The sequence below is a fragment of the Azohydromonas aeria genome (assembly GCF_009760915.1).
Lineage (GTDB): Bacteria > Pseudomonadota > Gammaproteobacteria > Burkholderiales > Burkholderiaceae_C > Azohydromonas > Azohydromonas aeria.
In genome coordinates, this window is sequence record NZ_VIDQ01000130.1 from 1 (window position 1) to 12,135 (window position 12,135).

Annotated in this window: 9 protein-coding genes and 1 pseudogene; 6 read left to right on the plus strand and 4 right to left on the minus strand. The window is 71.2% G+C overall.

Annotated elements, in window-relative coordinates; translation table 11 throughout:
* Nucleotides 1-159, plus strand: a pseudogene (locus FJ694_RS34600) (ABC transporter ATP-binding protein); the annotation flags it as partial.
* A gap of 96 nt (nt 160-255) precedes the next feature.
* Here FJ694_RS34600 and FJ694_RS34605 read toward each other — a convergent pair.
* Nucleotides 256-1,461, minus strand: a complete 1,206-nt coding sequence (locus tag FJ694_RS34605; protein WP_157272068.1) for a CaiB/BaiF CoA transferase family protein — start codon at nt 1,459-1,461, stop codon at nt 256-258.
* Between the two features lie 408 nt (nt 1,462-1,869).
* Between FJ694_RS34605 and FJ694_RS34610 the strand changes: the two genes are divergently transcribed.
* From FJ694_RS34610 to FJ694_RS34620, 3 genes are all read left to right on the plus strand, one after another.
* Complete coding sequence (locus FJ694_RS34610; protein WP_198321161.1) at nt 1,870-4,269, plus strand: DUF3772 domain-containing protein; 2,400 nt, start codon at nt 1,870-1,872, stop codon at nt 4,267-4,269.
* A 57-nt stretch (nt 4,270-4,326) separates the two neighbouring features.
* Nucleotides 4,327-5,319: a substrate-binding domain-containing protein gene (locus FJ694_RS34615; protein WP_157272070.1), complete on the plus strand. Its 993-nt coding sequence runs from the start codon at nt 4,327-4,329 to the stop codon at nt 5,317-5,319.
* Between the two features lie 69 nt (nt 5,320-5,388).
* Entirely contained in the window at nt 5,389-6,456 is a 1,068-nt protein-coding gene (locus FJ694_RS34620; RefSeq protein ID WP_157272071.1) for an NAD(P)-dependent alcohol dehydrogenase, read from the plus strand.
* A gap of 15 nt (nt 6,457-6,471) precedes the next feature.
* Here the strand turns inward: FJ694_RS34620 and chrA are convergent, their stop codons facing one another.
* The gene (chrA, locus tag FJ694_RS34625) at nt 6,472-7,860 is read right to left on the minus strand and encodes a chromate efflux transporter (protein WP_157272072.1); all 1,389 of its coding nucleotides are present in this window, start codon (nt 7,858-7,860) and stop codon (nt 6,472-6,474) included.
* 103 nt (nt 7,861-7,963) lie between these two features.
* On the opposite strand from chrA, the gene zwf reads away from it, so the two are divergent.
* Complete coding sequence (gene zwf, locus FJ694_RS34630) at nt 7,964-9,427, plus strand: glucose-6-phosphate dehydrogenase (protein ID WP_157272073.1); 1,464 nt, start codon at nt 7,964-7,966, stop codon at nt 9,425-9,427.
* A 233-nt stretch (nt 9,428-9,660) separates the two neighbouring features.
* Here the strand turns inward: zwf and FJ694_RS34635 are convergent, their stop codons facing one another.
* Entirely contained in the window at nt 9,661-10,608 is a 948-nt protein-coding gene (locus FJ694_RS34635; RefSeq protein WP_157272074.1) for a MerR family transcriptional regulator, read from the minus strand.
* A 146-nt stretch (nt 10,609-10,754) separates the two neighbouring features.
* Between FJ694_RS34635 and FJ694_RS34640 the strand changes: the two genes are divergently transcribed.
* On the plus strand, nt 10,755-11,207 hold the full coding sequence (locus tag FJ694_RS34640; RefSeq protein WP_157272075.1) for a fasciclin domain-containing protein: 453 nt from the start codon (nt 10,755-10,757) through the stop codon (nt 11,205-11,207).
* Nucleotides 11,208-11,303: 96 nt separating this feature from the next.
* Here the strand turns inward: FJ694_RS34640 and FJ694_RS34645 are convergent.
* The coding region (locus FJ694_RS34645) for an NAD(P)(+) transhydrogenase (Re/Si-specific) subunit beta (RefSeq protein WP_198321162.1) at nt 11,304-12,135 on the minus strand (832 nt) is incomplete at its 5' end.

Below are 12,135 nucleotides of genomic sequence, written 5' to 3' on the forward strand. Positions count from 1 at the left end.
CGCGGCATGACGGTGCTGCTGGTGGAGCAGAACGCCAGCCGGGCGCTGGGCCTGGCCAACCGCGGCTACGTCATGGACTCCGGCGAGATCACGATGACCGGGCCGGCGAAGCAGCTGCTGGCCGACCCGAAGGTGCGCGCGGCGTACCTGGGCGAATGAGGCCGATTCGCCCCAGCCGATGAAACCAAGGCCGGCTGGCCAGAGCCGGCAGGAGGCAGCCGCCCGCCAAGCCACTTCGTGCCCGGCCTGGTGCGCTCAACGTACCAATTGCTCCGCGCGCAGCCGCTCGATCTCCCCGGCCGCGTAGCCCAGGCCCTCCAGCAACTGCGCCGTGTGCGCACCCAGCGGCGGCGGGTCCAGGCGCACGCCCAGGCGCTGGCCGTCCATGGTGAAGGGGAGCAGCGTGGCCTTGACCGCCTGCCCGGCCTTGTCGCCGTCGGGCACCACCACGTCGGCCAGGCCGCCGGTGGCCTGCAGGTGCGGGTCGTCGTACAGGTCCTCCGGCCGGCGGATCGGCGCGAACGGCAGCCCGGCCCGCTCGAACAGCGCCGCCAGCTCCGCCGCGCTGCGGGGCGCCAGCCGCTCGCGCAGCGTGGCCAGGAGTTGCGGGCGCACCCTGACGCGGTCGTTGTTGGTCCTGAGCGCCGGGTCGGCCCTGAGGTCGTCCAGGCCCAGGATGTCGCACATCACGCCCCACTGCGCGTCGCTGACCGCCGCCAGGAAGATCTGCTCGCCGTCCTTCACCGTGAACACGTCGTACACCGCCCAGGGGTTGTCGCGCGCGGGCATGGGGTGGGCCGGCTTGCCCGTCATGGCGTACTGCAGCATGTGCTGGCCCATGAGGAAGACGTTGTTCTCGTACAGCGCCGACTGCACCTCCATGCCGCGCCCGGTGATGCCGCGCTGCATCAGCGCGCCCAGCACGCCGATGGCGCCGAAGAGCCCGCCCATGATGTCGTTGACGCTGGTACCCGCGCGCAGCGGGTCGCCCGGGCGGCCCGTCATGTAGGCCAGGCCGCCCATCATCTGCACCACCTCGTCCAGCGCGGTGCGGTGCTCGTAGGGGCCGGGCAGGAAGCCCTTGTGGCTGGCGTAGATCAGCCGCTCGTTGGCAGCGGCGAGGCTCTCATAGTCCAGCCCGTACTTCTTGAGCGCGCCGGGCTTGAAGTTCTCCACCACCACGTCGGCGCCGGCCGCCAGCCGGCGTGCGACCTCGGCGCCCTCCGGGCGGCGCAGGTCGATGCCGATGCTCTTCTTGTTGCGGTTGAACATCGGGAAGAAGCCGGCGCCCGCGCCCAGCAGCCGCCGCGTGCCCTCGCCCTCGATCGGTTCGAGCTTGATCACCTCGGCGCCCATGTCGGCCAGCACCAAGCCGCAGGCCGGGCCCATCACCATGTGCGTGAGCTCGACCACGCGCAGGCCGTTCAGGGGCTGGGGGGTGTTGGGGCCGTTCGTGCGCATGCTCCCGCACGGCAAGGAGGAAGCGGCCATTCCCGAAATCATCCTTGTTCCTCCATCAGATCAGTTCCGACGCCTCGGTTCATCGACCGGCAACCTGCACAAAGCTCCCCGAAGCAAAACAATGGACAGGGAACATCGAACCAGGTCGCCGCGCCACCGGAGTTTCGGCCAGGGCAGGCCCGCGGCCCAACCCGAGGCCGTGAGTGCATAAAGCCAAGTGGGCATTGCGTTTGCCAAACGGGGAGCTTTTCCCCGAGACCCGCGACGTGATGCCCTGCATGCCTGCCTTGCCAACCGCGGACCGCCTTCTTCATGGTCAGCGTGCCTGAAGCAGCGCCTGGAAACACGGGCTTCCGTGACGCTTGCCCTGCCCGGGGAACCGCACCCGGGTCGATCCTGCTGCGCACCTTGCTGCTGGCGCTGCTGTGCGCGCTGTTGCCGGGCATGGCAGCCCGCGCCGCCGCACCGGCCGCCACCCTGCCCGCCCCCGCCGCGGCCAGCGCCGCTGCCGATCCGGCCGACCACCCCGACGCGCTGCTGGAGCGGGGCCGCGCCACGCTCGACGCGCTGCGCCAGCAGCTGCAGCGCCAGGACCTGGACGAGGACCGGCTCGTGGCCATGCGCCGCACGCTGCTGGGGCTGCAGGAGCAGGCCCAGGAAGTGATCGAGGCCCAAACGCAGCAACTGCAGGAGACGCAGGACCGCGTCGCCGGCCTCGGGCCGGCGGCGAGCGCCCCGGCGGCCGAGCCGCCCGACGTCGCCGCCCAGCGCCAGGGCCTGCAGCGCGCCCGCGCCGAGATCGAGACCCGGCTGCGCCGCGCGCGGCTGCTGGTGGTGGAGAGCGCGCAGCTGGCCGACGACGTGGCCGTGCGCCAGCGCGAGCGCTTTCGCGACGAGATGTTCGAGCGCACCGACTCGCTGCTGAGCACGGCGTTCTGGAGCGACCTGCGCGCGGGCTGGACGCGCGACCGCGCGCGGCTGTCGGCGCTGAGCCCGCCAGCCCGGCCGAGCCGCACGGGCGACGCGGCCTGGGGGCTGGCCGGCGCCGCCGCCATCGTGGCCGTGGCCTGGGCGCTGCGCCGCGCCCTGGGCCGCGGGCTCGACCGCCTCGTGACGCAGCGCGCGCCGCAGGGCCGGCTGCGCCGCTCGGGCTACGCGCTGGCACGCGCGCTGATGTCGGTGATCGTGCCGGGCGCCGTGGCCTACGCGCTGCTGTTCCTGGGCCGGGCGCTGGCGCTGGGCCCGGCCTGGCTGACGCTGCTGGGCGACGCGGTGGGGGCGGTGTGCTTCTCGGCCTACGTCGCCGGGCTGGGCCGGGCGCTGCTGCTGCCGCGCCAGCCCTCGTGGCGGCTGCTGCCGCTGCCCGACCACCTCGCGATGGGGCTGCGCCGCCATCCGCCGCTGCTGGGCTGCGCGCTCTTTGCCAGCTGGGTGCTGCAGCGGCTGGCCGCGCTGGTGCAGAGCGGGCTGCCGACGGCGGTGGCCATCGACGCGCTGGTGACGCTGGCGCTGGGCCTGGTGCTGGTGGGCGCCGTGTCGCGCGCCGAGCGGCTGCGGCGCCAAGCGCTGGGCGCGGCGCCGGAGAAGGTCGCGGCGCGGCCCTGGTGGCTGTCGGCGCTCATCGTCGGGCTGTGGCTGCTGCTGGTGCTGAGCCTGGCCACGGTGCTGGCCGGCTACGTGGCGCTGGGCAGCTTCGTGGTGCGCCAGGCGGTGTGGATCCTGGTGCTGGCAGGCACCGGCTACCTGCTGTGCGCGGTGGTGGACGACGCCACCACGGCCTGGCGCGACCATGCGCGCGCGCCCGCGCCGCCGGCCGAGGGCGCCACCGGGGCGGGTGCGCCCGTGCCGGCCGCCGAAGCCGCCGACCGCCGGGCCCAGCTGGCGGTGCTGGCTTCGGGCGCGCTGCGGCTGCTGGTCGTGCTGATGCTGCTGACGCTGCTGCTGGTGCCTTTCGGCGAGGGGCCGCAGGAACTGCTGGACAACACCGCCGGGCGGCTGGGCACGGGCGTGACGGTGGGCGCGCTGCAGCTCAACCCGTCCTCGGTGCTGCAGGGGGTACTGGTGTTCGCGCTGGCGATGGCGGCCGTGCGCGCGCTGCAGGGCTGGCTGGCCGGCCGGCTGCTGCCCACCACCAGCCTGGATGCGGGCATGCGCAGCTCGCTGGTGACGCTGCTGGGCTTCGTCGGCGGTGTGGTGGCCGTGGCGCTGGGGCTCTCGGCCGTGGGCCTGGCGCTGGACAAGGTGGCCTGGATCGCCAGCGCGCTCACCGTGGGCGTGGGCTTCGGCATGCAGGCCATCGTCTCCAACTTCGTCTCCGGCCTGATCCTGCTGGCCGAGCGCCCGGTGAAGGTGGGCGACTGGGTGTCGCTGGGCGGCGTGGAGGGCGACATCCGCCGCATCAACGTGCGCGCCACCGAGATTCGCATGGGCGACCGCTCCACGGTGCTCGTGCCCAACTCGGAGTTCATCACCAAGGTCGTGCGCAACGTCACCCACGACAACCCGCTGGGCCTGGTGCAGGTGAAGCTGCCGCTGCCGCTGGCCGACACCGACGTGGAGCAGGTGAGCACGCTGCTGCTGCAGGCATTCCGGGCGCAGGAGCAGGTGCTGGCCGAGCCCGCGCCCAACGTGCTCATCGACGGCGTGGACGGCGACAAGGTCGTCTTCAACGCCACCGGCTTCGTGTCCTCGCCGCGCCAGGCGGCGGCCGCGCGCAGCGCGGTGCTGCTCCAGGTGCTGGCCGAGCTGCGCCGCCGGCGCCTCGCGCCCGAGCCGCCGCCTGAGACTCCGCCGCTGCCGCCGTCCTGATTACATTAGACTGCTAATCATTAATCCCTCCGCGCCCGTGCCGGGTGCTTCCTGCCCATGTCCAAGCTCCAGCTCTCCGTCGCCATGGGCGACTACGACCGCACGCGCGCCCTCTTCGACGGCCGGGTGCAGATCGACGGCGTGGACCCGGTGTGCATGCTGCTCAGCCCCGAGGAGATGTTCTTCCGCGCCATGCGCAGCCGCGACTTCGACGTCACCGAGCTGAGCTTTTCCAGCTACCTGGTCAAGCACTCGCGCGGCGAGAGCCCGTACGTGGCGGTGCCGGTGTTCCTGTCGCGGGCGTTCCGGCACACCTCGATCTGGGTGCGCAAGGACCGCGTGCGGCGCCCCGAGGATCTGAAGGGCCGGCGCGTGGGCCTGCCCGAGTACCAGCTCACGGCCAACGTCTGGGCGCGGGCGATCCTGCAGGACGACTTCGGCGTGGCGCCCGCGGACGTGACCTGGGTGCGCGGCGGCATCGACATGCCGGGGCGGCCGGAGAAGATCCCGCTGCGGCTGCCGCCGGGCGTGCGCATCGAGGAGGCGCCGGCGGGCAGCACGATTTCCGAGTTGCTGGAGCGCGGCGAGATCGACGGCTTCATCGGCCCCCGGCCGCCCAGCAGCCACATCCTGGCGCGCAACCCGGACATCGGCTGGCTCTTCGACGACCCGACCGCGGCCGCCAAGGACTATTACCGGCGCACCGGGGTGTTCCCGATCATGCACGTCGTGGGCATCCGCCGCGAGCTGGCCGAGGCGCACCCATGGCTGCCCGCCGCGGTGCTCAAGGCCTTCACGCAGGCCAAGGCGGCGGCGCTGGCGCTGCTCGCCGACACCTCGGCCACCAAGGTGACGCTGCCCTTCGTGGAGGAGCAGCTCAAGGCCGCGCGCGAGGCCATGGGCGAGGACTTCTGGAGCTACGGCGTCGAGCCCGCGCGCCGCACGCTGGAAACCTTCGTGCGGCACCACCACGCGCAGGGCCTGTCGGCGCGGCTGATGGCGGTGGAGGAGCTGTTTCATCCGGCGACGTACGAGAGCTTCAGCATCTGAGCGCCGGGCACGCGCGGGCCCGGGAACTGCTCCCGCCCATCTTGCGCTGATGCAGAAAGGACGCCCGCCATGATCCCCACCCGCGGTTACGCCGCCGTTTCCGCCACGTCCCCGCTGCGCCTGTTCGGCTTCGAGCGCCGCGACCCGGGCCCGCGCGACGTGCAGATCGAGATCCTCTACTGCGGCGTGTGCCACTCCGACCTGCACACCGCGCGCAACGAGTGGCAGAACACGGTCTATCCCAGCGTGCCGGGCCACGAGATCGTCGGACGCGTCACGGCCGTGGGCGGCGAGGTGAAGCGGTTCAAGGTCGGCGACATCGCCGGCGTGGGCTGCATGGTCGATTCCTGCCGCCGCTGTGGCGCCTGCCGCGAGGGGCTGGAGCAGTACTGCGAGACCGGCTTCACCGGCACCTACAACGGCCCGGCCTTCGGCGGCGGCGAGAACACCTACGGCGGCTACTCGGAAGTGATCGTCGTGGACGAGGCCTTCGTGCTGCGCGTAAGCCATGCCGAGGGCGACCTCGCCGCCGTCGCCCCGCTGCTGTGCGCGGGCATCACCACCTACTCGCCGCTGCGCCAGTGGGGCGCCGGGCCGGGGAAGAAGGTGGGCATCGTCGGCCTGGGCGGACTGGGGCACATGGGGGTGAAGATCGCCCACGCCATGGGCGCACGCGTGGTGCTGTTCACCACCTCGCCGGGCAAGACCGAGGACGCGAAGCGGCTGGGGGCCGACGAGGTCGTGATCTCGAAGGACGCCGACCAGATGGCCGCGCAGGCCGAGAGTTTCGACCTGATCGTGGACACCGTGGCCGCGCCGCACGACCTGGATGCGCTGCTGGTGCTGCTCAAGCGCGACGCCACGCTGGTGCTGGTAGGCGCGCCGGCCGAGCCGCACCCGTCGCCGCAGGTGTTCAACCTGATCTTCCGGCGCCGCCGCCTGGCGGGCTCGCTCATCGGCGGCATTGCCGAGACGCAGGAGATGCTCGACTTCTGCGCCCGCCACGGGCTGGTTTCGGACATCGAGACGATCGGCATGGACCGGATCAACGAGGCCTACGAGCGCATGCTGCGCTCGGACGTGAAGTACCGCTTCGTGATCGACATGGCCTCGCTGCGCGGCATGGCCAGGGGCTGAGGGCGGACGCCGGCGTCAGCGCGGCGGCACGAGTCCCGGTGCCGCCAGCGTCAGCGCCAGGCCCAGCAGCGCGCACGCTCCCAGCAGCGGCATCACACCCACCTTGAAGCGGAACAGCGCCACCGCCGCGCCGGCGGCGATGAGCGCTGACACCGCATCGAAGGGCCCGGCGAAGCCACGCGGCCACAGCACGTGGTACGCGAAGAAGAGGGCCAGGTTCAGGATCACGCCCACCACCGCGGCGGTGATGGCCGACAGCGGCGCGGTGAAGCCCAGCTTGCCGTGCGTGGCCTCCACCAGCGGCCCGCCGGCCAGGATGAAGATGAAGGACGGCAGGAAGGTGAACCAGGTCGCCACCGTGGCCGCCAGCGCGCCGCCCAGGAAAAGCGCATCCGGCCCCAGTGCCTGCTTGAGCCAGCCGCCGACGAAGCCGACGAAGGCCACGACCATGATCAGCGGTCCCGGCGTGGTCTCGCCCAGCGCCAGCCCGTCGATCATCTGCGGCCCGGACAGCCACTGGTAATGCTCCACCGCGCCCTGGTAGACGTAGGGCAGCACGGCGTACGCGCCGCCGAAGGTCAGCAGCGCGGCCTTGGTGAAGAACCAGCCCATCTGCGTCAGCGTGCCCTGCAGGCCCTGCGCCGCCACCAGCGCGGCCAGCGGCAGTGCCCACAGCGCCAGGCCCACGGCCAGCACCCTGGTGAAACCGTTGCGCGAGAAACGGGCATGGGCGGGCATGGGCGTGTCGTCGTCGATGAGCGCGGGGCCGTACCCTTGCTTCGCGCCGCCGTGCCCGCCGCCCAGGGCGAACACCGCCGGCCAGCGCCGCGCGCCGAAGTGGCCGACGAGCCCGGCCGCCAGCACGATGGCCGGGAACGGCGTGTCGAAGGCGAAGATCGCCACGAAGGCCGCCGCGGCGATGGCCCACATCCAGCGGTTTTTGAGCGCGCGCGTGCCGATGCGGTGCGCCGCGTGCAGCACCAGTGCCGTCACGGCCGGCTTGATGCCGTAGAACACGCCCGCGACGGCCGGCACGTGGCCGAAGCGGAGATAGATCCAGCTCAGCGCGATGAGGATGAACAGCGAGGGCAGCACGAACAGCGCGCCGGCGACGATGCCGCCCCAGGTGCGGTGCATCAGCCAGCCGATGTAGGTCGCGAGCTGCTGCGCCTCCGGCCCGGGCAGCAGCATGCAGTAGTTGAGCGCGTGCAGGAAGCGCCGCTCGCTGATCCAGCGCCGGCGCTCGACCAGCTCGGCGTGCATGATGGCGATCTGCCCGGCCGGGCCGCCGAAGCTGATGAAGCCCAGCTTGAGCCAGAAGCGCAAGGCTTCGGCAAAGGAGACGGGCGCCGGTGCCGTGCCGGCGGGCGTGGGGGCTTGCGTCGTCGAGGTGGTCGCGCTCATGTGGATGCAGCTCGGAGGGGCAGCGCATTGTGTCGCCCGGCCTGTGAAACGGTCGGCACAAGTGGGGTAAAAGAACGGCGATTTTTCTTCCCCGGAGACCTGGATGGACACCCCCGACGCCGCCCCGCTGGACCTGATCATCTTCGGCGGCACCGGCGACCTGGCCTGGCGCAAGCTGCTGCCGGCGCTGTACATGGCGCACCTGCACGGCAGCCTGGGCGAGCGCCACCGCATCGTCGGCCTCGGCCGCCACGACTGGTCGCGGCGCCAGTACGTCGAGTTCGTGGACCGCATGTCGCGCCCCGTGGTCGAGCCCGCCGCCATGCAGCCGCTGCACTGGCAGGACTTCCTGCGCCGCCTCGACTACGTGCAGCTCGACGCCACGCAGCCCGAGGGCTTCGAGCGGCTCAAGGGCGCGTGCCAGCCCGACGGCGCCAAGGTGTTCTACCTGGCCACGGCGCCGAGCCTGTTCACGGCCATCACGGCGCGGCTGCACGAGGCCGGGCTGGTGGACGCGCGCTCGCGCGTGGTGCTGGAAAAGCCCCTGGGACACGACCTGGCCTCGGCGCGCGCCATCAACGAGGCGGTGGCGCGCCACTTCGAGGAGCGGCAGATCTACCGCATCGACCACTACCTGGGCAAGGAGACGGTGCAGAACCTCATGGTGCTGCGCTTCGGCAACGCCATCTACGAGCCGATGTGGCGCACGCCCTACGTGCGCAGCGTGCAGATCACGGTGGCCGAAACGGTGGGCGTGGGCACGCGCGCGGGCTTCTACGACGGCACCGGCGCCATGCGCGACATGGTGCAGAACCACCTGCTGCAGCTGCTGTGCATCGTGGCGATGGAGCCGCCGATCTCGCTGGACGCCGACGACGTGCGCGACGAGAAGCTCAAGGTGCTGCGCAGCCTGCGCAGGCTCGGCCCCGCGCAGCTGCGCCACGACACGGTGCGCGGCCAGTACACCGCCGGCACCGTGGACGGCCAGCCCGTGCCCGGCTACCAGCAGGAGGACGGCGTGCCCGCGGGCAGCCGCACCGAGACCTTCGTGGCGCTGCGCGCGCACATCGACAACGCGCGCTGGGCCGGCGTGCCCTTCTACCTGCGCACGGGCAAGCGCATGCCCAGGCGGCAGTCGGAGATCATCGTGGAGTTCACGCAGCCGCCCTTCTCCATCTTCGCCGGGCAGAGCGGCATGGAGCAGGCCAACCGGCTGGTGATCACGCTGCAGCCCGAGGAGTCGATCCGGCTGCAGATGATGGCCAAGGAGCCGGGCTCGGGCATGCGCATGCGGCCGGTGTTCCTGAACCTGGACCTGCAGTCGGCCTTCACCGAGCGCCGCGCCGAGGCCTACGAGCGGCTGCTCATCGACGTGGTGCGCGGGCGCCTGACGCACTTCATGCGCCGCGACGAGCTGGAGGCGGCCTGGAAATGGGCCGACCCGATCCTGCAGGGCTGGGCCGAGACGAACGACGCGCCGAAGCCCTACCCGGCCGGCAGCTGGGGCCCCCCGGCCGCCTCGGCGCTGGTGGCACGCGAGAACGTGCTGTGGTCGGAAGCGCAGTGACGTGATGCCGATTCATTGCAACCCCTGAAGCGACCTCGGCACGCCCGCGAAGGCGCCGGGTTTCGCGCAGGCGGGAACGGGTTGTCCTCGAACTCCGGGCAGCAGCCAGTCGCGCGTCGATGCCCGCCTGTGCAGGCATGACGAGGTCGGAAGCCGCCGTCACGGCGCCGGCGGCGGCGGCAGCGGTCATGAATACCGGGAAGGGCTTCCAGCACCGGTCAATCACCGGTCGATCACCGGTTGATCGCCGGTTGATCGCAGTGGTCACGGCCTTGTCGCCAGCGCGCCAGCTCGTCCGGGATCGCCTCCAGCGCGGCCACGCGCACCACGCCTGGAATTTGCTGACGGCTCAACGAGGCCGCTGCGCCACCCACCCACAGCGCCACCTCGGCCGGCAGCTGGCTGCGCAGCTGCTCCAGGAGGTGCTGCACGGGCTGCGGCTTCATGCAGCCGGACACGCTCAAGGCCACGATGTCGGCATGCCAGGCCGTGGCCGCCGCGGTCAGGTCGTCCAGGGGAACGCGCGGTCCGAGGGACAGGCAGGTACAGCCCTGCAGCGCCAGCAGCGTGTGCGCCATCAGCAATCCCAGCGCGTGCGGCTCGGCAGGCGGGGTGGCCAGCAGCACGCGCGGGCCGCCGGCTGCCGGATTCAGGCTGCCCAGTGCGGTGTGCAATGCGCCCTGGGCGCATTCGGTGAACAGGTGCTCCTCGAAGATGCGCAGCTCGCCCTGCGCCCAGGCCTGGCCCACCTGGCGCGCCAGCGGCGCCACGACCCCGGTGACGAAGCCGCTCAAGCCATGCCGGGCCTGGGCCACGGTCAGCGCCTGCCGCAATGCCGCTGCGTCGTGGTCGCGGACCAGGGACATCAGCGCATCGAGTTCCTGCAACTGGGGCGACGGCTGCGTCGTGGCGCGCAGCGTCGCCGCGCCGGCAGCTCCCGCCTGGCTCAACGCCAGGAGCTCCGCCATCGAACTGGGCACCAGCCGGCCCGGTCGGTGGCCGGCATCCATGAGCCGCTTGATCAGCCGCAGACGCTGCAGCTGCTCCAGGCTGTAGATGCGCTCGCCCAGCGCGTCGCGCTGCGGCTGCGGAAAGCCGTAGCGCCGCTCCCAGACACGCAGCGTGTCCTTGCTCAGGCCGGTGTCGCGTTCGACGTCACTGATGGACAAACCCATTTCCATGTCGAGATTGTCCTGGACAAAGCTTGCGAATGCACGATCTCAGGCATACATTTCGGCAGCGACGCAGGTTTGTCCTAGACAAAACAGGACGAACCCGGTTGCCCGATGCCCAACCCGCGCTGCCGCGCGCTTCCAAGGAGTCTCGTATGAAAAAACTGCTGCTGGCCTCTGCCCTGTCCCTGAGCGTGTTCGCGGCCCAGGCCGCCGACATCGTCGATACCGCCGTGTCCGCAGGCAATTTCAAGACGCTGGTGGAAGCCGTGAAGCAGGCGGGCCTGGTGTCCACGCTCAAGGGCACGGGACCGTTCACGGTGTTCGCGCCCACCGACGAAGCCTTTGCCAAGATCCCGAAGGACCAGCTCGACGCCCTGCTCAAGGACAAGGCCAAGCTCACGCAGGTGCTGACGTACCACGTGGTGCCGTCCAAGGTCATGGCCAGCGACGTCAAGGCCGGCAAGGTGCCCACGGTGCAAGGGAAATCGCTGACCGTGGCCACGCAAGGCGGCGTCACGGTGGATCAGGCCAAGGTGGTCAAGACCGACATCGCGGCCAGCAACGGCGTCATCCACGTCATCGACAGCGTGCTGATGCCCAACTGAACACCGGGCCGGCGCAATGGCCGCGCGTGCCCGGCCTCGGCGAGGCGCGCTGACGAACGGCCGGTGGCTGCGGCCACCGGCGCACTGCCGGCGCGCTCACTCCACGGCCTTGACCATGTCCTCCACGACCTTCTTGGCGTCGCCGAAGACCATCATGGTCTTGTCCATGTAGAACAGCTCGTTGTCCAGGCCGGCGTAGCCCGCGGCCATGCTTCGCTTGTTCACGATCACGGTCTTGGCCTTGTAGGCCTCCAGGATCGGCATGCCGTAGATCGGGCTGCCCTTCTGGAGTGCGGCCGGGTTCACCACGTCGTTGGCGCCCAGGATGATCGCCACGTCGGCCTGCCCGAACTCGCCGTTGATGTCCTCCATCTCGAAGACCTGGTCGTAAGGCACCTCGGCCTCGGCCAGCAGCACGTTCATGTGCCCCGGCATGCGCCCCGCCACCGGGTGGATGGCGTACTTCACCGTGATGCCCTTGTGCGTGAGCTTCTCGGCCAGCTCCTTCACCGCGTGCTGCGCGCGCGCCACGGCCAGGCCGTAGCCCGGGACGATCACGACCGTCTCGGCATTGCCCAGGATGAAGGCCGCGTCGTCGGCGCTGCCGCTCTTGACGCTGCGCTGCTCGGTGCTGCCTTGCGTGGCCGCGGCCGCGTCGCCGCCGAAGCCGCCCAGGATCACGTTGAAGAACGAGCGGTTCATCGCCTTGCACATGATGTAGCTCAGGATCGCGCCCGAGGAGCCCACCAGCGAGCCGGCGATGATCAGCATCGAGTTGTTGAGGCTGAAACCAATGCCCGCGGCGGCCCAGCCCGAGTAGCTGTTGAGCATCGACACCACCACCGGCATGTCGGCGCCGCCGATGGGGATGATGATCAGCACGCCCAGCACGAAGCTGAGCGCCAGCATCACGAAGAACGCCGGCCAG

Excerpts from the sequence above, each read along its gene's own strand:
- FJ694_RS34605 (WP_157272068.1), bottom strand. The coding sequence starts at position 1,461 with ATGCGCACGAACGGCCCCAACACCCCCCAGCCCCTGAACGGCCTGCGC.
- FJ694_RS34615 (WP_157272070.1), top strand. The coding sequence starts at position 4,327 with ATGTCCAAGCTCCAGCTCTCCGTCGCCATGGGCGACTACGACCGCACG.
- FJ694_RS34620 (WP_157272071.1), top strand. The coding sequence starts at position 5,389 with ATGATCCCCACCCGCGGTTACGCCGCCGTTTCCGCCACGTCCCCGCTG.
- chrA (WP_157272072.1), bottom strand. The coding sequence starts at position 7,860 with ATGAGCGCGACCACCTCGACGACGCAAGCCCCCACGCCCGCCGGCACG.
- zwf (WP_157272073.1), top strand. The coding sequence starts at position 7,964 with ATGGACACCCCCGACGCCGCCCCGCTGGACCTGATCATCTTCGGCGGC.
- FJ694_RS34635 (WP_157272074.1), bottom strand. The coding sequence starts at position 10,608 with ATGGAAATGGGTTTGTCCATCAGTGACGTCGAACGCGACACCGGCCTG.
- FJ694_RS34640 (WP_157272075.1), top strand. The coding sequence starts at position 10,755 with ATGAAAAAACTGCTGCTGGCCTCTGCCCTGTCCCTGAGCGTGTTCGCG.